Source organism: Nonomuraea sp. NPDC050478, assembly GCF_044458265.1.
GTDB lineage: Bacteria > Actinomycetota > Actinomycetes > Streptosporangiales > Streptosporangiaceae > Nonomuraea > Nonomuraea ferruginea.
In genome coordinates, this window is sequence record NZ_JBITHT010000020.1 from 1 (window position 1) to 20,593 (window position 20,593).

Consider the following 20,593-nt stretch of genomic DNA (forward strand, 5'->3'; position numbering starts at 1 on the left):
GCCTCACTCGACCTGGGAAACGATCACGCGGAACTCGGGAAGCGATCTTTCATGCCTCTGCTGCTTTCCAGGCCAGGCACACTCGTGAACACCCCCAGGTGGTGGCGGAGGTGGCCGGTTCGTCTTCGTCCAGAATTCGAAGGTCGAGGGTGTCGGCGGCGATCTCGTCACGCAACCGGCGCAGCTTCGCCCCGGGATCCGCGCCGGTGTCTTGGGCCAGCAGCGTCGCGAGCATGTCGTAGTGCCGCAACGCCTCCACCCGATAGCCCGCCCGGTACAGGGCGGTCATCAGCAAGGCGTTGAGGATCTCCGACAGCGGATCGTCGGCCAGCTCCCGGCGCAGGTCGCCGAGGAGCTCTTGGTGTTCGCCGGTCTTCAGCCGCGCGCGCAGGAGGTCCTGTTGAGCGACTTTTCGCTCCCACAGCAGTTCTTGCCGCCAGGTCGCCAATCGGATGGGGTCCTCGGGCACGTCGGCCAGCGGAGGATCACCCCACAGTTTCAGTGCCCGGTGTAACGAGTCGACTGCGGCTTGTTGATCGCCCGTTGATATCCGGGCCTTGCCCTCCTCAGCCAGCCGCCGGAATTCGACCAGGTCAAATTGGTCTCCGGGGCGGAGCGCGATGCGGTATCCATGAGCACGCGCGGACGGAATGCGCCCCGGAAGTAGCCGGCGAAGCTGTGACAAGGCAGTTTTCAGCGAGTTTTGTCGGCCGTAGGTGTCGCCCCAGGCCGCCTGCATGAGCGTCTCGGCGCCGACTCCGCCGGAGCCGGCCAGCAACAGTGTGACCAGCAGCGGCCTCCTGGTACGGGTGATCTCGACCGGCTCTCCCCCGCGGTCGACCTGGAGCCGGCCCAAGATGGCGAACCGCACAGGAGCCCCCATTCACGACGAGAAGGCGATCAGCGCTGCGACAGCAGTGATTTCGTATGAAATCTGATCATTGTGGATATTACTGCGCAAACCCAAGACTGGATCATGACTCTGTCGCAACCGCATCACAACCTGAGCAACACCCCCTCCTCCACGCATCTCTGTGAATGCGGCGAAAATCCGCCCTGCCTCTCCTTCGAATGTAAGAGTCAAGGATAAAAGCACAATATACGCGTACCGTAAATAGGGATCGACGGTAGTGATACCTACGCGCAGAAGCGGTCAGGCATCTGGGAAGTCATGCTGGTGAGGCCGAGTCCTCTCGCATTCCACCAGAGGCTCTTGTAGTTGGGGACGCCCGGACGATCCCCCCGCGTGCGGGGCCGATTGTGCGACGACACCAACCTGCCGACGCGCACCGGGACGATCCCCGCGCGTGCGGGGCCGACCCGTGACCGCCGTGACCGTAGTCGGGGATCCGCGGACGATCCCCGCGCGTGCGGGGCCGACGGCCGGTACGGAGATCAAGCGTCACATGGACGGGGACGATCCCCGCGCGTGCGGGGCCGACACCCCCGTGCCGGGCGCACCCGCACCCCATCCCGGACGATCCCCGCGCGTGCGGGGCCGACATGATCGGGCGCATCTTCCTCATGGCGCTCTGGGGACGATCCCCGCGCGTGCGGGGCCGACACTTGTTGACCTGCGGCTTTATCGACGGTTACGGGCGGAGAGAATCAGTCCGTCAAAGTCCACCGGGTACCAGCGGTCCTTGCCGGCAGTACGGATGGCCCACCCCTGTTCGTTGGCGGCGGGTTCGACGAGGACGGCTTGTCCGTCACCGATGCGGTTGGCCAGCAGCGTCCAGATGCGGTTGCGGATCCGTTTGCTGGGGTTGCCGACGAAGATGCCAGCGCTGACTTCGACCATCCAGCGGGTCAGATGGCCCCGGAGCCCTTCGGGGGCGGCAACGAGGACGATAACGGTCACGTGTCGGCCTCGCTGCCGCGTCGAGGGCCGTCGTCGGTCTGGTTGTCGAAGTCGGGGCCGATGATCGCGATGTGTTCCTCTCCCATGGAGGCTTGGGCGAACTCGACGAATAGAGGATCGTCAGGGAACTCTTCGGTTCCGGCCCAGTTGACACCTCCCGCGACCGTGCCGACCTTCTCATGCCAGAGCTCGTTGACATCGATCTCCGGAATGTCGGTTCCATCCGGTGACAACAAGGTCTTCATGTCGCGCACGATGCGCGCGAGGAGCTTGTCCTGGGCGATGCGATCGCGCAGTCCGAGGCGGGCGTCGCGTTCTTCGGTCAGGCCTTGAGCGGCGAGGTCGAAGGCGAGGGGGATGGTGTATTCGGCCTTGTAAAGGTCGGCGATGTCCATCACGAAGGAGGTGGCTGACCCGGTGTGGACGAACCCGAGCCCGAGGCTGGCGCCGAGCCCAACAATGACGGCGTGGCAGATTCCGTACAGTGCGGTGTTGGCTGCCGAAAGCAAACGGTTGAGGTCGTCACCTGCGGCGAAGGGGTCGCCGGGACGGTAGTCGCGGCCGGTCCAGGCAACACCGGTACGGCGGGAGTGGTGCTGGTACTGCTTGCGGACGCGGGCGCCTTCTCGGCCACGTAGTTGCTGCATGGTCATGGCCGAGACATCCTCGCCTGGAAAGCGCATGCCATACATCGCGCGGGCGACCGCGAGGCGTTCCTTGGGACGCGTGACAAGCCAGGCCTGCCGGTAGAGCAATCCGGCGCCGCGGCTGGGACCCAAACCTGCGGCGTAGAGGCGGGGCCTTGCCCCAAGGCCAGGTAGTTAAGGGAACTCGGTTCTTGTCAATCAGCTGAGATGTGCAACGGGACTCCTGTAGATCAGATGTCGGCGAAGATCATCTGAAGAGTGGAGTCCCGTTGCGGGATCAGTTTGTCATTTCCCGGGTGGTGCGTGTAGCTGCGGGGGTGTTCGCACCGGGCCACTTGGGAGAGCTCACCCAGGTCGTGCCGTTCGAGCTGGTGGATGCGGTACTGGCGGAGACGGGCCGGGTGCAGCACCGGCTCCGGGAACTTCCCTCGCGGGTCGGGGTGTATTTCCTGCTGGCGATGTGTCTGTTCCCGGAGGTCGGCTACCGGCTCGTCTGGGACAAGATGACCAGCGCGCTGGCCGGGCTGCCCGCTGTCGCCTCACCAACCGCCAAGGCGTTACGCGACCTGCGCCGCCGGGTGGGCGCCGCGCCGATGCGGGCGCTGTTCGAGGTGGTATGTGGCCCGCTGGCCCAGCCGGTAACGCCCGGAGTGCGGTTCGGCCGCTACCGGACGGTCTCCTTCGACGGCTGCAGCTCGCTGAAGCACCCGATACCGACCGGAACCGGGCCTGGCTCGATCGGCTCGCCCACGGCGGCTATCCCCAGCTGGAGCTGATGACCCTGGTCGAAACCGGCACCCGAGCACTGATCGGGGCTGTCTTCGGGCCCACCGCCACAGGCGAGACCGAGTACGCCGGGCGGCTGCTGCACCTGCTGAGACCGGACATGCTGGTGCTGTGGGACAAGGGCTTCGACGGCAACGACTTCCTCGCCACGGTGACGGGCACCGGTGCCCAAGTCCTGGGCCGGCTGCGCAGCAACCGCCGCGCGCCGATCCTGTCCCGCCTGGCCGACGGCTCCTACCTGTCCGTGATCGGCACGGTCAACGTGCGGATCATCGACGCACAGATCACCGTGACCTGCGTCGACGGCACCGTCTTCACCGGCTCCTACCGGCTGGTCACCACCTTGACCGACGCCCGCCGCTACCCGGCCGCCGTCCTGGTCAGGCTCTACCACCAGCGGTGGGAGCACGAATCGGCGTACTACGCCCTGCGCCATACCCTCATGCTCGGGCGAGTCCTGCGTTCCGGCGACCCGGCCGGCCTGGAGCAGGAGATGTGGGCGCTGCTCACGCTCTACCAACTCTTGCGCACTGTCATGGTCGACACCGCGGAGTCTCTGCCGGGCACCGACCCGGACCGCTGCTCCTTCACCATCGCCCTGCAAAGCGCCCGTGACCAGGTCATCCAAGCCGCCGACGTGACCGGCGACGACCCCAACCCAGCCACCGGAGCCATCGCCCGCGCCCTTCTGGCCGGACTGCTCCCAGCCCGCCGACTGCGGGTGAGCACCCGGAAGGTCAAATCACCCGTCTCCCGCTACAAAGAACGACTCGATGACGGCAGACCCGACCACAGCCGCACGATCACCGGCCTGCTCATCACCCTCCTGCAACCCACGCCCACGCCGCCTGCCGCCTCCCGGGACGAACGCCCCCTCGCCACAGCCGACCGTCGCCGACAACAACAGGGCCTGGCCCTCCTCCACCAAGATCCCGGCCGCTCCTGGCAGGCCCGCGACATCGCCCGCCACCTCGGTGATGTCACCCTGAACACCATGTACCGGCAGCTGTCCCGCTGGGCCAGCAGCCAGCTCATCCACAAGATCGGACCCGGCATCTACACCGCCCGGTCAATCTCCCCAGCACTCTTGCCAGCAGCCCAAAAACCTTAACTACCTGGCCTTGGGTGAAGCCCCGCGGACGCCTTGTTCACCGATCCAGCACACAGCAGTGCCGGAATCCCCCAGGAGTTGGACGGCACCGTGGGTGATGCGGGTGCCGGGACCGATCAGCATGACGGCGACCATCGCGGCGGGGACGCGGACGGTGTCACGTTTGTTGATGACGACAACCGTGGCTGCGTTCGACATAGACGCTGGAGACGCGGTCGGCGATGCGATGCAAGTCGTGGCGGTGGGCCTTCCACCAGATGTCGGCCATCAATCGGCCTGCACGCGGGGGCCGTGGAGGGGTGCGAGCGTGAGCAGGCCGCAGCCGTAGGACTTGGCCGGGCCGATCCCGCCCAGGAGTCGCTCAGTGAACGCGGCCGTATCCGTTACGCGTAGCTTTCCTTCGAAGGTGGCGGTGGACAAGACGACGGGCTGCGGTCGGTGCTCGGTGAGTATGCCGATCACTACAACGGTCATCGGCCGCACCAGTCCCGCGCGCAGCGACCACCCGATCACGACGAGCGGACCGTCGTACCCCTGAAAGGCCGGATCGAACGCCGGAAGGTGCTCGGCGGGTGATCGACGAGTACCACCGAGGCGCGTAGCCACACCGGAGGACGCCCCGCTCAAGCCCTACGCGATGGATTCTGAAGCGGTACACACCAGCCTGCTACCGGGCCTCCTGGCAGTTACCCGGACCGAACTCCCACCGGTAAGCGACGACGAGCTTACGAACAGACATATCAGCCGCTACGTCACGACTTCACCTCCGTCCTGCTGGGCGCACGAAAGCCCAAGGCTAGGCGAAAGGCACGCAACCAAGCCGGCAAACCTCAACCTTCCAACCTCTGCATCTGCAGAGGTGGATCAAAATTTTCAAGGAACCGTTAATAGAAGGCCCTCCGATAGAAACCACTCCCGATCATAGAATCGCCCTGAGATTCTACCCATTATGATGAGGTGCTGCTCCAGCTCTTCTGCCGTCGGCATGAATGGAGGAGATTCTAAGTCGTCCCAATATGGAACATATTCGGGAATCTCAAAAAAATCTACATCGGATACTCCGTCACGTGTATATGATAGAGGGTAGATTTCGTCCACCTCACCATTGCATGCGAGTTCGAAAGCGCGTTGATTGTCAAGGCTTAGGGCTTCAGCGGACGGCATCGCGCCACTAAGGGTGAGAATATGGGACCAGCCGGGTGCATGCCGGTTAACCCATACCCGTCGCATCCCAGAGCTAGGCTCATATAAGCTCATGGCAGTCTCGAAATCACATGTCGTTCTTGCTTCTGGCGCGACTTGCAAGCGGGTCGCCACGTCGTTGATATTTTCGATGCTAACCCATGTTGCTGCGAACGAACCATAGAGTCCATGCTCGGCTAGAAGGCCTTTTTGTGCTTCGGCGGGGAAGATTCTCATAGGTTGACTCCACTTGGTTCGGACTGTTCTTTGGAGATACAAGCAGAGGGTGGAGGCCATTAAATGGCCCTCACCCTCTGGATTATAGCAGATTAAGTCTAGCCAGGCTCAGTCTTCGATTAGAACCCAGAACTTGTTGCCCTCGCTTACGCGGAAGTCAGCATTGAATTTGCTGAGTGCTGTTCCATGGAGCCTGTTGGCTTCAGTGTCCACCACACGAAGGGAGTAGTTTCCCTGTGCAGATGCGGCGCCTTCTACCGTAGCGGCAAACGGGTATTCGTCGCAGCTCAGAGACTTTTTGTAGGGCAAGACTAGAGGCTTGTCCGGATTTGGATATTTGCTACGTTCGTAGTATTTGCATAGGTTTATATACTAGGGTCTTGCGACGTTTTCCAGAAGCCAGTGATTTTCCTCAGATGCTCCCACATCCATATGCAGGTCGATTTGTTGGAAATGTTTCCGGTTTGCAGGATTGGTTACCCCTGCCGTACCTCGTGTCAGAGGGTGGCCCGCATCGCTATCCCTTGGCGCAGCCCAGTTTCCGGGTATTGCTTTGTTTTGCTCGTTGCCCAGCATGTTGCGTGTGGGAGGATATGACGGTTGTGTCCAATCATGGCCCGATCTGCGCGGCGGAAAGGTTTGCTTGTTGTTAGGGTTCAGTGCAGCTTCGATGTGCTCAGTGACCTGTGTCCACTGTCTGTCTCTACTCTTAGACATGACCCATACGCGCTTGGCTCTCGTGTTGACGCAGCCCCCGACTCGGTCTTCGACATCCGGGTTGTTGGCGCCAAAGGCTTTTCTGTCGCAACGGAAGTTTGGCAGCCATTTGAGGTTGTAAGGGCTCCCGCTGCCGTGACGGCGTATGCCGATGGTCTTGCCGTTCTCATCCAAGACCTTTTGATTCCAAAGGTGGAGCGTCAGCGTTCCGTCGTCGGTGTAGATGTTGACGGCGGGCATAACTGAACAGATAGCCACGCCGGAGGGTGGGAGCTTAGGGTGGAAGAGGGCCTCCGCGTTAGGGTGGGCGTGCCATTCTGAGACGTCTGCTGTTGTCCACGCGGCGTCGCCGCAGTCGGTGCTGGACGAGGATGATCCCTGGTCCACCATCGCCCGGATGGGCAGTCCGCTCAGCTGTCCTGATGATTTTTTGACGCGCCCGTCCTCGTCGACGACGGCGAAATCGTCCAGGCGGACCCACATCTTCAGGTCAGTAGGCTTCAGGCCCGTTCCCGCACCGTCCACCACTGAATTGCCGGTCTTATCGCCTAGGTAGCTATGAATAACCCAGGTGGCGCGAAATCGGAACGCGTCGTCATCGTCGAATGGTTCTGTGATTCCGTCCCATAGTTCGTCTAGGATCTGTTTACCCCACGAGCCTCTACCTGAGGTTGAGCTTTTTGCGTTCGCCTTCTTCATGTTGAGGGAGTCGGGGTCTTGTTCGAAGTCCTGGACGTAGAGGTAGGCAGACCAGCACGAGTTGTAGGGCATCTCCCGAATGCGAGAGTCATACTCCGCGTAGCCGGTTTCGCTCGGGCTGACCATGCAATCTTGCAGAGTGAGGCGCTGGTAATCGAAATCGTCAGCTTGAGCGGCGGCTGGGGTCGATGAGCTTTCCTTCTGCGACGCGGGCGCAGTCGCGGGTGCCCGGATCGTGGCCGATGCGATCACATAGGCGAGCTCATCGGCGCTGAGCGGGCGTTGGTAGATCTGGACCTCGTCGAGACTGCCTCGCATCCTGCTGCCCAAGGTCATCGCAGTGTCCGCGTTCCACGCTGTGTAACTGACGGGCGAGTGGTTGATGAGGGTCCCGTTGAGATACAGGGAAGCGGTCCTGTCCTCCGCGTTGTACACGCCAGCTAGATGGAACCACTCATTGACTGGTGGTTCGACATTGGACAGTGCGCCCTCCACCGTCGCGTCGACGGCGTCGGCGCTGGTGAAAGTGAACACCAGGCCATGCTCGGAGGTGTTGCCAAGCTGGAAGGGTGCCTGGTGCGTGCCTCGCTGCTCAGTGACGGTGTAGTTGCCATCCTTATCGCTCCAGCGCAGCCAGGCAGCGGCGGTGAAGCTTTGGTCAGTGCGGATCACTGGCCCGGCGGTGTGCGCCAAGGGCTCCTCGCCCGGCTGGACGACATCGACGGTGACCTGTTGCCAGTCCGACCAGCTTGATGCGGCCTGCTCGCTTATGGCGCGCAAGCGCCAGCGCACCTTCCACCCGTCGGTCAGCGTGTCCGCCGTGACGGCGATGCTCGCCTGGGTGCCAGAGGCAACGTTGTCTGCACTACCGGTCCAGATCTGGCCGGTACCCTGGCCGGTCGCAGCCGGGTCATGCTCGATCTCGGCCTCGGCCCGCAGCGGCTGGCCAGCCGGGTGGGTGAGGGTGGCCTGCAGCGTGGGGGTGAGCGAGTCGGTCACCGTCACGCCGTCCACCACCTTGGACGGGGTGATGGTCAGGCCGGTGGCGTTGGGCTTGGGTACGTTAACGGTGAAGGACTGCCAGTCCGACCAGGCGGAGGTGGTGGTGGCCGAGACTGCGCGAGCCCGCCAGCGCACCTTCCACCCGTCGGTCAGCGTATCCGGCGGGACGGCGATGCTCGCCTGGGTACCGGCCGGGACGTTGTCTGCGGCCCCGTTCCAGATCTGGCCAGTGCCCTGGCCGGTCGCGGCCGGGTCGTGTTCAATCTCGGCTTCGGCGCGCAGCGGCTTGCCGGCCGCGTCGATCACCTGGGCGAGCAGCGACGGGGTGCGCGTGGGGGTGACGGTGGTCCCATCTACCTGCTCAGACGGGGTGACCTGTAGCGCGCCCACGACTGGTTCGGAGACCGGGTCCGGAACATCAACAGTCACGGCTTGCCAGTCCGACCAGAGCGAGCCGACTGTGGTGGCCGTGTTCACCGCCCGCACTCGCCAACGCACCTTCCACCCGTCGGCCAATCTCCCCTCGGGGACAGTGGCCGTGGCTTGGGTACCGGAGACGACGTTGTCGAGGGCGCCAGCCCAAATCTGGCCGGTGCCCTGCCCGGTCACGGCCGGGTCGTGCTCGACCTCGAACTCGACCCGCAGCGGTTGTGCAGACGGGTCGGTGGTCGTGGCCCGCAAGGCCGGGGTCAGGCTGGTGGCAACGGTGGCGCCGTCGATCACCTGAGAGGGGGTGACCTGGAGAGCGTCAACGGTCGGGTTGGGCACGTCGACGGTGGCGGTCTGCCAGTCCGACCACGCCGAGGTGGACGAGGTGGTGGCATTGGCCGCGCGCGCCCGCCAGCGGATCTTCCAGCCATCGGCAAGCTTCCCGGCGGGGACGATGGTGGCGGCCTGGCTGCCGGAGGTGACGGCCGGTGAGGCGCCGGTCCAGATCTGGCCGCTTCCCTGTCCGGTGGTGGCTGGGTCGTGCTCGATCTCGAACTGACCGGTGAGATTGCCGTCCGCGGTGTCGGCCACAGTGGCGGCCAGCTGCGGGGTGAGCGAGGTGACGGTCACCGTTCCGCCTGTGCTGGTTGCCGGGCTGATCTGCGGCCCACTGACGGTAGGCGTGGATCCGAGCGTGTAGGTGACGCTCAAGGTAGGCTTGTTGGTGCCGTTCGACGACGTGAAGGCCCGGTTGTACTGCGGGCGGCCGCCGTCGAGGGTCTCGTCCACGCCGCGCAACACGATGCCGTGGTTGGCGCTGCCTGAAGCCCATGCCTGGGCGATGGCGGCGAGGTTCTAGCTCATCGTCCCTGGCACGGCGCAGGTTGGGTAGTCGGTGGCGATGGCTTCCCCGGCAGTGGTGGCGTCGGGCTTGTTATCCCAGGTTAATTCGGTGTCAGTCCAGCCGGCGGTGATCCTCTGAGCCTTGATGCCGGACTGGGCATCGCCACAGCCGTAGGCCTCGGTGGTGCGCACGCCGAGCGTGGCCGCCAATACGTTGACGTTGGTCAGCGCGGTAGTGTCAAACTTCATATAGGCGCGCTCCACCAGCGGCAGCGGCTCACCTTCGTCGTAGGTGCCCACCCACAGCGTCGTGTTGCGGTAAGTGCTCGATCCTGGTGTCCCGTAGTCGGAGATCCACGCGTCCGCCATTGTCGGCAGGGTGATCACCGCGGTCACGTGCACCGGATAGATGGTGTCGGCGTCGGCTAGGAACTCCTGGTCCGGCTTGACCACCAGCTCCGTGCGACCGTCCTTGGTGAACAGCTCGTTGCTGGCTTCGCCGCGTTTGGCCGGCCGGCCCTTGGTGCTGTCCAACACGGTCGTCGGCGCCACTGCGGCGACCAGCTTCTTGTTCTTGCCCTTCAGCAGCAGCCGGCCGTTCTTGCCTTCGGACAGGGTCAGGCCGTCGTCTTCGACGCCGATCCGGAGCTGCAGCGGCTTGGTGGGCCGTTGCCGCAGCACCACCTCGTGCCGGAACCCGTCCGGCAATGCCGTCACCACCAAGTCAGCACCGACACCGGCGGCGTCGGTGTAGGTAGCGGCGCTGTCCTTGACCGTCGGCTTCGGCAGAGGGGTCGGCCACCGCAACGCGTACGACTTCCCGTCCGCCGACATTGTCACGAACGGATCCGTACCACCGGCGGAGAACTCCACCAGCGTGCCCTCGGCGAGGATTCTGGGCCTCAGTTTGCCTCCCTGCTCAGCCAGGGTGGTGTCGATCGGCACCCAACTGTGTCCCTGCCTGGCCCGTACCGGACCGGCGGCGGCCTCGGTCTTGAACGTCTTCCCGTCCGGCTGGGCGTACGTGATGCTGGTCGCGGTCGTCTCATCGACGACCTCGACTGCCTTGCCCTGCTTGACCGCTGCCGCAGAGGCGGTGGTGCGTGCCTGCGACGGCACGTTGGAGATCCCGTTTCCGCTCTTGCCGGTGATCCATGACGCGGTGTCGTTCAGACTTGCATCATGATTGTTGCCAGACGAGTCGGCAGCGGTACGGCCGTCTCCCTCGTCAAGGGTCCAACGCGCGGCTGCTTGGTCAACTGTCCGGAAGGACCACGAGTAGGGAATCATCTCATTTTCCCACGAGTCAGTCGCTTCCGACACGTCAACTGTGTATCTGGTGCCGGGGCGGAGCGGCTGCGTAGGGGTAAAGGTTGCAATCTCTCCGTTGCTGTCGAGTGCGGTGGTGCCCTGGACGTCAGCACCTTGGGCACTCTTTATTGAGATGATTGCTCCGTAGACCTGCTCACTGAACGTCGCTCGGACGTGGGAGTCGAGGGGGACTTCGGTAGCGTCGTTGGCTGGTTCTGTCGTCCGTACCCGTGGCGTTGCCGTGTCCTCGCCGTCGGGATTGTCGCTGTCATCTCCGTCGCCGGGATATGGCACGCTCGGAGAGAGGTTGTCGGTTCCAATGAAGGAGCCCTCACCATCCCGATGCTGTTCGGTGGCGGCAGCCAGTTCCTCGCTCATTGCTAGCGAATCGATTGATTCAGGCGTTTCCGGCACATAAATCGACTTGGTGAGGGCTTCCTCGTATTCAGGGATTGAGGTGAGCGGCTCACGCGAGGTGATAACGACCGTTTCCCGGCGGGGTGGGATCGGCGGCTCGAAATCCACGGTGAGGAAGGGTGGGTGGAGTGTGCCCAGGCAGTCTTGCCGCGGGGTTGTGGTGCAGCCGCCGGCCTCGTTGGTCCGGTAGCGGCGCCAGTTCGTGAGGTCGGACTCGTTGCCGGCGGTGAGTTGGAAGCCGTAGTTCGGCTCGCCGTCCGCCCATGCCTGGACGATGTCGTCGACGGAGTGGATGAGGTCCCATGGGTAGTTCATGGCGCCGGTGCAGTTCGTGCTGGCGTAGCCGGCGTATTCGGTGTCTGCTCCGGTGGTGGTGATGCGCGGCTGGGATGACCAGGTCAGGGTGGAGACGTCCCAGCGTTCGGTCACCTGGTAGGCGGTGATGCCGGATCCGACGAAGAGGCCGCAGTCGCTGGACAGGTGGTTCCACAGGACCAGATCGGCGTTCTGGATTGTTGCTCCCCGGATGGGGTGGTCGGCTGGGAACTCGTCGAAGCGGATGTAGCTGCGCCAGCGGACGGCGCCGCTGTTGGACTTGCCGACCAGGATCCGGTCCAGGCCGCTGTTGGCGTAGCCGTTGGGGTAGTCGGCGTTGTTGACGAAGGTGTCGTTGCCCAGCTCGGGCTCCCACCAGTCGTCGTCGAACGCGGCCAGCGTGACCGGGTAGGCGACGGCGGGGTCGGCCAGATAAGCCGGGTCGGGCGTGTAGACCAGCGCCGAGGCGCTCTGGTCCAGGGTGACGGCGGCCTTGCCCACCTTGCCCGCGTCGGCGTCGCTGTCGAGGTCGGCCGCGACCGCGTCGAGGAGCAGCGCCGGAGGCAGGTCGGCGATCTTCTTGCCCTGGGAGAGCAGCGCCGGTTTACCTGCGGCGTCCTCCTCCAGGGCCAGGTTCTTGGGCACCGTGGTCGGGATGCGGAAGCTGACCGGGCCGGTGACCCGCTCCCTCAGGACGATCTCCTGCTTGAAGCCGGTCGCCGTGGCGGTGACGACCAGGTCGATCCCCTTGCCGTAGAGCGAGGGGTAGGTGGCGGTGCTGCCCTTGAGGGTGGGCTTGGGCAGTTCGCCGGGGCTGCCGATGGTGGCCGAGCCCTTGCCACCCTTACTCTTCAGCACGAAGGCGTCGTCGCCGGCCGACAGAGTCAGCTCGCCCTTGACGGCCTTGGGCTTGATGACGCCGCCGGTCTCGACCAGCGTGGTGTCGATGGGGGTGAAGCCGTCGCCCTTGGCGTTCTTGACCCGGATGGGGTGCAGGTGCTGTTCCATCCGCACGGTCTTGCCGTCGGGGTTGGCGTAGTAGGTGGCCTTCTCCGAGCGCAGCGCCTCGATCTCGACGCGGCGGTTGTCCTTCTTGACCTGCGCCAGCGCCTTACCGGTGGGCGTGTCGGGAGCGCTGGGCGGTGTCGTGGACGTGGCGGCGGGGGTGGAAGTGGTGGGGGGCGTGGGGCTCTGGGCGATCGCGGGTGCGCTCATCAGCGAGAGCGGCATGATCAGGGCCGCGATCAGGGCAGCCCAGCGGCGCGTCCGGCGCGATAAGCCGGACGCTGTTCGTGATGGGTTCATTCGCGCCTTTCGAACGCATGTTGCAGAACAGAGTGATCATCACATAAGGCAGAACTAAAAGTAAAGATCCTTTTCAGCGTCGGGAACGACACCCTCCGCCACCGAGGTCGAGGCAGCGATCACTGCGCCTGCCTACTCCGTTCATACAGTTCAAGCGATCTGATCGAATCCGGGAATGCGTCTACAGCTAGTCGGGGTCGCGCCGGGTGGGGCGGGGCGCCGGATGCCGCCGCCGTACTCGCTGTGTGCTCGTACCTGCCGTAACGTGCCGTCAGCATTCGGTACTGCCGGACACGCAAAACGCGCCCAGACGGCACAATGAATCGCCCCGGGTTCGGTGGAGACTTGATCTCTTGAGAGGATCGAGTCCATGCCTGGTAAGTCTCCCTATCCCGCCGAGCTGCGCCGCCGAGCGGTGCGGATGGTCGCCAAGGTGCGGCCGGATTACCCGACCGAGCTCCCCGCGTTCCGGAGGTGTGACGATGCCGTCGGCCTTGGCCGCGTGAGCCAGCGCGCTCAGGTAGTCAGGGTGCAGGCGGACGGCATCGGCCCGGCTGAGGTCCAGCTGGGCGGCCAGGGCGATCAACGCGTCGGCTTCGGCCGCCGAGATGTGATGGTCGAGAAGTACCTGGTCGAGCAGGGTGAAGTAGGGGTCGGCGCGGACCGTGTCGGAGGCGCGCGGCAGCCTGTCCAGCAGCCGCGCGAGGAAATGGGTGTCGCGCTCGGCGGACACGCCCCGCCGTACCGGGTCGGTGTCGGTACGCGGGATGGCCGGCCAGGTCAGCGCGGAGGCGGAGTGGAGGACGTGGGCCCAGGGCGCGTCCGGGTGCGCGAGCCTGAGGTAGTGGCGCAGGAGCTCGGCGGCGGCCCGGGCGTCGATGAGCGCGTCGTGATGGCCGTCGAGCGGGATGTCGGCGACGGCGCAACAGCCGGCCAGCGTACGGGGAGCGACCGGCAGGAAGCGGGCGGCCTCGGTCATCGTGCAGACGCCGACGGCGGCCAGAGCGGGGATCGCGGCGCCGGTCCGGGCGAACTCGGCCCGGGCCGGCGCCGCCTTGATCCACCGGTAGAACCCTGAGCGGGACACCTTCAAGACCCGGCACAGCCGCTTCACGCCGAAGGCGTCCCGATGGTCCTCGACGAACTCGAAGCGGCTCACCAGTTCGTCTCTCCGGCGAAATATTTGGCCGCCCGGCGCAGGATGTCGCGCTCCATCTCCAGCTCCCTGATCCGGGCCTTGAGCTGCTTGTTCTCCTCTTCCAGCACGTCGTCGGACGATAGCGGGCCACGTGCCGGCTTCCTCACCGGGCCCCGCTCCTTCGCGCCCGCGGTGCCGTCCGCCTGCGCCTGACGCACCCAGTTACGCAGCGTCTCCCGGCTGATCCCCAAATCGTCGGCCACCGAGGCCAGCGTCCGTCCCGGATCGGACAGGTACAACGCGACGGCGTCCGCCTTGAACTCCGGCGGATACGACTTCATCGCCACGTGGAACTCCTTGTCTCCGGATCTCCATCATCCGGTATTCAAGATGTCCACACGTCGGGGGCAGGGCCCGTTGGCATGATTGCCGCCGGACAGGCCGAGAACCGGCGGCAGTGGATCAGCGGTGAGCTTGTCGGGAGCGGTCGTGGCCAGCCACGCCGCCTCGCCTGGTGTGCCCGAAGCACGACGGATGCTTCGCCGAGGTTGGGCTGCTTGTCGGCCAGGTGCGGACCCTTGGTCACGGCTGCAGCGGGTCCCCATCGGCGGGTTCGACGTCTTAGCAGGCGATCAATGCCATGAGGCCGACCGCATCCGCGCCGAGCTCGTCCAGGTCGTGGCCGGCCAACTGGTCCAGCAGGGTGAGCGCGTCCGTGATAAGAGACTCCGAGGAGGCTCTTTGGCGTAGTTGGCGATGGCGGGTCCTGGGTTTCCTATGTCCTGGACCAGCACACGCCTCTCTGCCGGACTCTCATGCCCGTGCCGAGGAATCGGAGTAGATGACCTTGCCGAGCCATTGGCCGCCGTCGACCGAGAGCACGTCGCCGGTGATGTAAGCAGCACGCCGGGGGTCAAGCAAGAACGCCGCCGACTCGGCCACCTCCTCCGGGGTGGTGAACCGGTTCGCGGGGACGCTGCCGAGCACGCGGCGCCGGTCCTCCTCGGTCGGCCACAGTGCGGCACCGGCCCCCTCCGTCTCCGTGGGGCCCGGGGAGATGCAGTTGACCCGCACCCCGCGTCCGCCCCATTCGGAGGCGAGCGTGCGCGTCATAGCGAGGACGCCGCCCTTCGCCGCGGCGCTGTGGACGGTTCCTGGGTGCCCGTGCCAGGCGTAGCTGGCGATGACGTTCAGGATCGCGCCCCGGCCGGCTTCGAGCATGTGGCGGCCCGCGGCGCGGGTGCCGTAGAAGGTGCCATTGAGGACGATGTCCACCACGGCACGCCAGCCGCCGGGCGAGAGGTTCTCGGCCGGGCACACGAAGTTGCCGGCCGCGTTGTTCACCATCGCATCGATGCGTCCGTGCTCAGCCGCGACGCCGTCGATCGCTGCCGTGAGTGCGTCGGCGTCGCGCACGTCACAGGTGACGACGGCGGCGCTGACACCGAAGTCCTCGATCATGCGGGCCGTCTCCTCCAGAGGCTCTGCTCGGCGGCCGACGACGACGACGTTCCCTCCCCCGGCGGCGTAGCGCACGGCGATGGCACGGCCAATGCCCGAACCGCCACCCGTGACGACGGCGACCTGGTCGGTGAACTCGGCGAGCGGAGACTTCTCAATCATGGAGTGGCATCCTTCACTGGGGTTGAGGCGGCAAGGACGAGGGCGTCGACGGCGATCGCACCGTCAGGGCCGGCGCGGCGTGGGTTGACCTCGCACTCGACGACACCGGCGTCTTGTGCGATGAGACGGGACACGGCCGCGACGCTCTCGGCGACCGCATCGAGGTCGACGGCCGACCGGCCGCGAAATCCGGTGAGCAGGGGCAGGCCGGCGAGCGACTCTACGAGGCGACGGGCCTCACCCACCCCGATGGGCGCGAGAGCGAGTGCGACGTCCCGGTAGAGCTCGGCCTGCACGCCGCCGATCCCGACGAGGACGACGGGTCCGAAGGCGCTGTCGCGCCGAGCGCCGTGCCGTGGACGCTAACCTTCTCGATCGATCCTGCACGGGTGTCCCACTCGCGGGCGCGGTACGTATTCTCCTGAACGTCCGGGGTAGGGACCAGTCCGGGGGTGTTGCAGATGCGTGCGCTGACATTTGCGCCAGGCAAGAAGGGGACGCTGGAGGTGCAGGAGGTGCCCGGCCCCAACCCGGGCACGGGGGAGCTGCTTGTCCAAGGGCTGGCCCTGGGCATCTGCGGGACGGACAGGGAGCTGGCCGCCGCCGTGTATGGCTGGCCGCCGCCAGGCAAGGACCGGATGGTCATGGGGCACGAGTCGCTCGGCCGGGTGTTGGAGGCGCCAGCGGGCTCCGCATTCTCGCCTGGCGACCTGGTGGCGGGTGTCGTACGCCGCCCCGATCCGGTGCCGTGCGGGGCGTGCCTGCGTGGCGAGTTCGACATGTGCCGAAACGGCCGCTACACCGAGCGCGGCATCAAGGAGCTCGACGGGTACGGGAGCGAGCGCTGGACGGTTGAGGCCGCGCACGTCGCGCGCCTGGATCCGTCGCTGGAGAGCGTCGGCATGCTGACTGAGCCCATGTCCGTGGTCGCCAAGGCGTGGGAGCAGATCGACAGGATCGGCACGCGGGCCTGGTTCGAGCCGCACATGCTGCTGGTGACGGGAGCGGGGCCGATCGGGCTGCTGGCCGCGTTCTTGGGGCGACAGCGAGGGCTCGAGCTGCACGTGCTGGACCGTGCTCCTGAAGGAGGGCTCAAGTCGAGAATGGTCTCCGACCTGGGCGGCACCTACCACTCGGGCACGTCCCTAGTGGATTTCCACCAGCACAAACCCGACGTCATCATCGAGTGCACCGGTGCGGGGAGGCTCGTCATCGAAGCCATGACGATGACTGCGGCGGCGGGCACTCTGTGCTTGTGCGGGCTCGCGCCCGGGGGGCGCGAGCATCGGGTGGACCCCGGAATGATCAACCGGGAGATCGTGCTGGAGAACGACGTGGTCTTCGGCAGCGTGAACGCGAACCTGCGCCACTTCAGGGCCGCGGCCACCTTCTTGGCCGAGGCCGATCGGAGGTGGCTCGAACGGATGATCACCCGGCGGGTGCCGCTGGACCGCGCACTTGAGGCTCTCGAGCCTGGGGACGACATCAAGGTCGTCATCGACCTCACCACGTAGCGGAACTCCCCAAGTCTGCTACTGAGAGTGACCTGATGGGTATGCCCCCATCAGGGGGAACTCTCATGATCTTTAACCGAGCCGGTCAAGAGCGCTTGGGACATGTCGTGTTCATCGCGGCGGCCGCGGCCGTCGGCGGATTTCTGTTCGGGTACGACAGCGCCGTCGTCAACGGCGCGGTCGTCGGTATCCAGAACCACTTCCGGGTGGGACCGGTCGAAACCGGGGTCGTGGTGGCGATCGCGCTGCTGGGCTCGGCCGCGGGCGCCTGGACGGGCGGAAGGCTGGCCGACCAATTGGGGCGTACGAGGTCCATGCAGGTGGCGGCGCTGCTGTTCATGATCAGCTCGATCGGGCAGATGCTGCCGTTCACGGTTTGGGATCTCGGCTTCTGGCGGGTGATCGCGGGCTTCGCGATCGGCATGGCGTCGATGCTCGCGCCCGCGTACATCGCCGAGGTGGCGCCGCCCGCCTACCGCGGCCGGCTGGGCTCGTTCCAGCAGTTGGCCATCGTGCTCGGCATCGCCGTCTCACAGCTCGTCAACTACGTAATCGCCAGCATCGCCGGCGGCAACGTCAGCAACCACCTGGGGCCGCTGCAGGCCTGGCAGTGGATGCTGGGTGCCTGCGCGATCCCAGCTTTGCTGTATCTGCTGCTCGCACTGAAACTCCCCGAATCGCCCCGCTATCTGATCATGTCGGGCCGCACCCGGCAGGTGCGCGAGGTGCTGACTGAGATCGAGGGTGAAGACGTGGACCTCGACGAGCGCATCGCGGAGATTCAGCACGTGGTGCGCGCCGAAGGCGTGCCGGGGATGAAGGACCTGCGCGGCCCGGTGCTCGGGCTGCTGCCGATCGTCTGGATCGGCATCACTCTGTCGGCCTTCCAGCAGTTCGTCGGCATCAACGTGATCTTCTACTACTCGACCGTACTGTGGCAGTCGGTCGGCATTAACCAGAGCGAGTCCTTGCTGATCAGCTTCTCAAGCTCGATCATCAACATCATCGGCACGCTGATCGCGATGGCGCTGGTGGACAAGATCGGCCGCAAGCCACTGCTCATGATCGGCTCGGTGGGGATGACGATCGCGCTGGCCACCACGGCGTGGGCGTTCAGCGCGGCCAGGGTGACCGGCGGCAGGGTTACGCTGCCGGACCCGCAGGGACTGATCGCGCTCGTCTCCGCCAATACGTTCGTGCTGTTCTTCGCACTGTCGTGGGGCGTGGTGGTCTGGGTGCTGCTCGGCGAGATGTTCCCCAACCGTATCCGCGCCGCAGCCCTGGGCGTCGCCGCCGCGGCCCAGTGGCTCGCCAACTGGCTGATCTCGGTCTCGTTCCCGGCGCTCGCGGAGTGGAATCTTCCGCTCACCTACGCCGGGTACACCGTCATGGCGCTGCTGTCGTTCATCTTCGTCGCCAGATGGATCAGGGAGACCAAGGGCCGCAAGCTGGAGGAGATGGGCTGACCCGCTCAGTACGGCTGTGGTGTCCCACCGGCGAGGGACACCACGGGGCCTCGGTGTGACGACTGGGGACCTGGTCGCTGGTGTGACGGGATGGGACGATCCCGAGCCACGGCTTGCCGCACGCGGTGATCCACTCTGCCTGACGGACTACGTCGAGGTTGTGTTCGATCCTCGTAGACAATGGATGGCGAAGAGCGGCCGAGCACCTGCTGCAGCCGCCGGACGGCGGAAGGTTAGTGTCGCCGACGTGACGTGAACCAGGCTGCTTGTTCACGAGCGCGTGGGAGGATCGCGTCGCGATGCGGCCCGCCGTCGGGATCGACCTCATAGCGCAGTTGGACGCAGTCCTCGAGCAGCGCGCCGTACAACGTCCAGAGGGGTGAATGCGGATCGATCTCTGCCAGCTGCCTGCGGGCAGCGCGTTCGAGGTGCTCGCCTTCCGCTACGGCGGCGCGCAGGCGGAGCAGGTCCTCGCCGTTGCCAGGGACGACCAGAAGTTGCTCGAAACAGGCGTAAGCCTTCCCGACCGCATCCAGCAGGTCGGCGAAGACCTGGGGAAAACTGCTGGTCTCGTGCTGTCCTGGCAGGCCGCGAACCCCGGCAGCCAGATCGGCGAGGGCACGGGCGACGCCGCGCAGTTGCAGGCAGGCGTGCTCCAGGCACGCGACTGCCTGCATGATGCGGCGCAGGCGCTGGCGGGTTCGCGCCCGACGTAGGGTGAAACGCAGGGACTCATTGGCTCGTTCGGCGCTCTCGTGGGCCGAACGCAGCCTGATGGACAGGCGTCTGGCGCGGGCCAGCCACTTCTGTGCCTGGTGGGCGGTCCAGGGTTGCCTGACGCCTTCCGCCAGTTCGGAGCAAAGGTCGGCGAGATTATCGGCCAGGTCGGCCATGTCCTTGATGGCCCGGCCCACGTGACGGGGCGGAATCACTAGTATGAGCGTGGCTCCGACGACGGCGCCGATGACAATGTCGAACAGCCGCGCCATGCCGTACTCGCGGCCCAGGGCGAACACGAGTAGGGCGGTGATGGGCGCCTGCGTGTTCTGCCAGGGTATGCCGACGGTTCTGCTGACCACCAGCGCGACCGCGACCAGGATGGCCATGGTGGCGGCGCTGGTGCCGAACACCTGCACGAAGCCGATTGCAGCCGCCAGTCCTACCAGCACCGCGATGGTCTGCTGGACGGCCTGGACCAGGGTGCTGTAGGCGGTCGCTGTCACCGACAGCAGCACGCCGGTGGGAGCGAGCACCGGCTGAGGTGAGCCGATCAGTACGGTGGCGATCCACCAAGCCACCAGGCAGCCGACGGTGACCGTCACCGTCGGCATCAGCAACTGCCTCTCACGCCGCACCCAGCGGCGTAGCCCCCGCCGCCGCCATCGGCCCAAGCCGGGGACTAGGTCAGCCCACCTGTCCAGCCATCGCCTCGCGGCGGAAAATGCCATCACCGCACCCTCAGACGTGGTGCCCCACCTGGTGCTTCCGGGTCGTCTTTCACCTTCTATCGCGAGCATGCCCGCGTCGGGTAGCGGGCGCTCCGTTTTCGAGTGGCATTTTGCCCTCACCAGGCCTTCGAGAACACGGCGGTGGATCGAGTGCCGACGTCGCTGACCGGCATGAGACCCTCTCAGCGTCCATCCCGGTAAATGGTGGGTCGTGGCTGGTGCAGGAAGGACAGTGGGCGGATGGGAGGCCTTGGTCCGACAGCAGCCGACCAAGATCTGATGCCCAACCGTGAGCCTCGTTGCTGTCTGACCAGTGAGACTGGTGCCATCGGGAACGACTGCCACTGGATATCGCTGCAGGGGCAGGATGTGTTCTCCCCTGAGGTTGACCCTTGTCTTACCTGGCCCTGGTCCTCCTGGTGCCATCGGCACGATCTGTCGCCTCTTAGAGTGCGTTCCGCGAGCATATGCCTGTGATGTCGCTATGTGATCGTATGGATTTGTAGCGTTACCGCCGGTCGGTGGGGTCTGCTGTGCTGGGA

At 65.5% G+C, this 20,593-nt stretch carries 14 protein-coding genes, 2 pseudogenes and 1 CRISPR repeat array; of the genes and pseudogenes, 4 read left to right on the forward strand and 12 right to left on the reverse strand.

Translation table 11 applies throughout. The features are described 5' to 3' along the window. Positions 1 to 49: 49 nt before the first annotated feature. The 3 genes and pseudogenes from ACIBF7_RS44780 to cas1e all read right to left on the reverse strand — a co-directional run. Positions 50 to 871, reverse strand: a complete 822-nt coding sequence (locus ACIBF7_RS44780; RefSeq protein WP_397199907.1) for a BTAD domain-containing putative transcriptional regulator — start codon at positions 869 to 871, stop codon at positions 50 to 52. 360 nt (positions 872 to 1,231) lie between these two features. Continuing rightward, a CRISPR array of direct repeats spans positions 1,232 to 1,564; the repeat unit is 28 nt; unit sequence GGACGATCCCCGCGCGTGCGGGGCCGAC. Positions 1,565 to 1,582: 18 nt separating this feature from the next. Further along, the gene (gene cas2e / locus ACIBF7_RS44785) at positions 1,583 to 1,861 is read right to left on the reverse strand and encodes a type I-E CRISPR-associated endoribonuclease Cas2e (protein ID WP_397199908.1); all 279 of its coding nucleotides are present in this window, start codon (positions 1,859 to 1,861) and stop codon (positions 1,583 to 1,585) included. Then, positions 1,858 to 2,646: pseudogene (gene cas1e, locus ACIBF7_RS44790) on the reverse strand (type I-E CRISPR-associated endonuclease Cas1e); the annotation flags it as partial. The pseudogene cas1e and the gene cas2e, both read right to left, overlap by 4 nt. Positions 2,647 to 2,804: 158 nt before the next feature. Between cas1e and ACIBF7_RS44795 the strand changes: the two are divergent. Both ACIBF7_RS44795 and ACIBF7_RS44800 read left to right on the forward strand, forming a co-directional pair. Then, positions 2,805 to 3,284, forward strand: coding sequence for a transposase domain-containing protein (locus tag ACIBF7_RS44795; RefSeq protein ID WP_397199909.1), 480 nt, complete (start codon positions 2,805 to 2,807; stop codon positions 3,282 to 3,284). Next, positions 3,284 to 4,405 (forward strand): transposase, encoded by a 1,122-nt coding sequence (locus ACIBF7_RS44800; RefSeq protein WP_397199910.1) that lies wholly within the window; start codon positions 3,284 to 3,286, stop codon positions 4,403 to 4,405. Before ACIBF7_RS44795 ends, ACIBF7_RS44800 begins: the two co-directional genes overlap by 1 nt. A 267-nt stretch (positions 4,406 to 4,672) precedes the next feature. Here the strand turns inward: ACIBF7_RS44800 and ACIBF7_RS44805 are convergent, their stop codons facing one another. From ACIBF7_RS44805 to ACIBF7_RS44840, 8 genes and pseudogenes are all read right to left on the reverse strand, one after another. Further along, entirely contained in the window at positions 4,673 to 5,011 is a 339-nt protein-coding gene (locus tag ACIBF7_RS44805) for a type I-E CRISPR-associated protein Cas6/Cse3/CasE (protein ID WP_397199911.1), read from the reverse strand. Positions 5,012 to 5,278: 267 nt separating this feature from the next. Continuing rightward, complete coding sequence (locus tag ACIBF7_RS44810) at positions 5,279 to 5,824, reverse strand: hypothetical protein (protein ID WP_397199912.1); 546 nt, start codon at positions 5,822 to 5,824, stop codon at positions 5,279 to 5,281. Positions 5,825 to 5,932: 108 nt separating this feature from the next. Further along, positions 5,933 to 6,133 carry a NucA/NucB deoxyribonuclease domain-containing protein gene (locus tag ACIBF7_RS44815; RefSeq protein WP_397199913.1) on the reverse strand — a complete coding sequence of 67 codons (201 nt, stop codon included), beginning with the start codon at positions 6,131 to 6,133 and terminating at the stop codon, positions 5,933 to 5,935. A 63-nt stretch (positions 6,134 to 6,196) separates the two neighbouring features. Then, the gene (locus ACIBF7_RS44820; protein ID WP_397199914.1) at positions 6,197 to 9,460 is read right to left on the reverse strand and encodes a LamG domain-containing protein; all 3,264 of its coding nucleotides are present in this window, start codon (positions 9,458 to 9,460) and stop codon (positions 6,197 to 6,199) included. Positions 9,461 to 9,526: 66 nt separating this feature from the next. Then, a complete protein-coding gene (locus ACIBF7_RS44825) occupies positions 9,527 to 12,862 on the reverse strand; it encodes a DNRLRE domain-containing protein (protein ID WP_397199915.1) in 3,336 nt (1,111 codons plus the stop codon). 1,024 nt (positions 12,863 to 13,886) lie between these two features. Beyond that, positions 13,887 to 14,347, reverse strand: a pseudogene (locus tag ACIBF7_RS44830) (transposase); the annotation flags it as partial. A gap of 466 nt (positions 14,348 to 14,813) precedes the next feature. After that, positions 14,814 to 15,623 carry an SDR family oxidoreductase gene (locus ACIBF7_RS44835; RefSeq protein ID WP_397199916.1) on the reverse strand — a complete coding sequence of 270 codons (810 nt, stop codon included), beginning with the start codon at positions 15,621 to 15,623 and terminating at the stop codon, positions 14,814 to 14,816. Further along, positions 15,620 to 15,919 carry an acetate--CoA ligase family protein gene (locus ACIBF7_RS44840; protein WP_271277793.1) on the reverse strand — a complete coding sequence of 100 codons (300 nt, stop codon included), beginning with the start codon at positions 15,917 to 15,919 and terminating at the stop codon, positions 15,620 to 15,622. Before ACIBF7_RS44840 ends, ACIBF7_RS44835 begins: the two co-directional genes overlap by 4 nt. A 165-nt stretch (positions 15,920 to 16,084) precedes the next feature. On the opposite strand from ACIBF7_RS44840, the gene ACIBF7_RS44845 reads away from it, so the two are divergent. Beyond that, positions 16,085 to 17,137: a glucose 1-dehydrogenase gene (locus ACIBF7_RS44845; protein ID WP_271277794.1), complete on the forward strand. Its 1,053-nt coding sequence runs from the start codon at positions 16,085 to 16,087 to the stop codon at positions 17,135 to 17,137. 35 nt (positions 17,138 to 17,172) lie between these two features. After that, positions 17,173 to 18,603: a sugar porter family MFS transporter gene (locus tag ACIBF7_RS44850; protein ID WP_397199917.1), complete on the forward strand. Its 1,431-nt coding sequence runs from the start codon at positions 17,173 to 17,175 to the stop codon at positions 18,601 to 18,603. A gap of 233 nt (positions 18,604 to 18,836) precedes the next feature. Here the strand turns inward: ACIBF7_RS44850 and ACIBF7_RS44855 are convergent, their stop codons facing one another. Next, entirely contained in the window at positions 18,837 to 19,934 is a 1,098-nt protein-coding gene (locus ACIBF7_RS44855; RefSeq protein WP_271277796.1) for an aromatic acid exporter family protein, read from the reverse strand. Between the last annotated feature and the right edge of the window lie 659 nt (positions 19,935 to 20,593).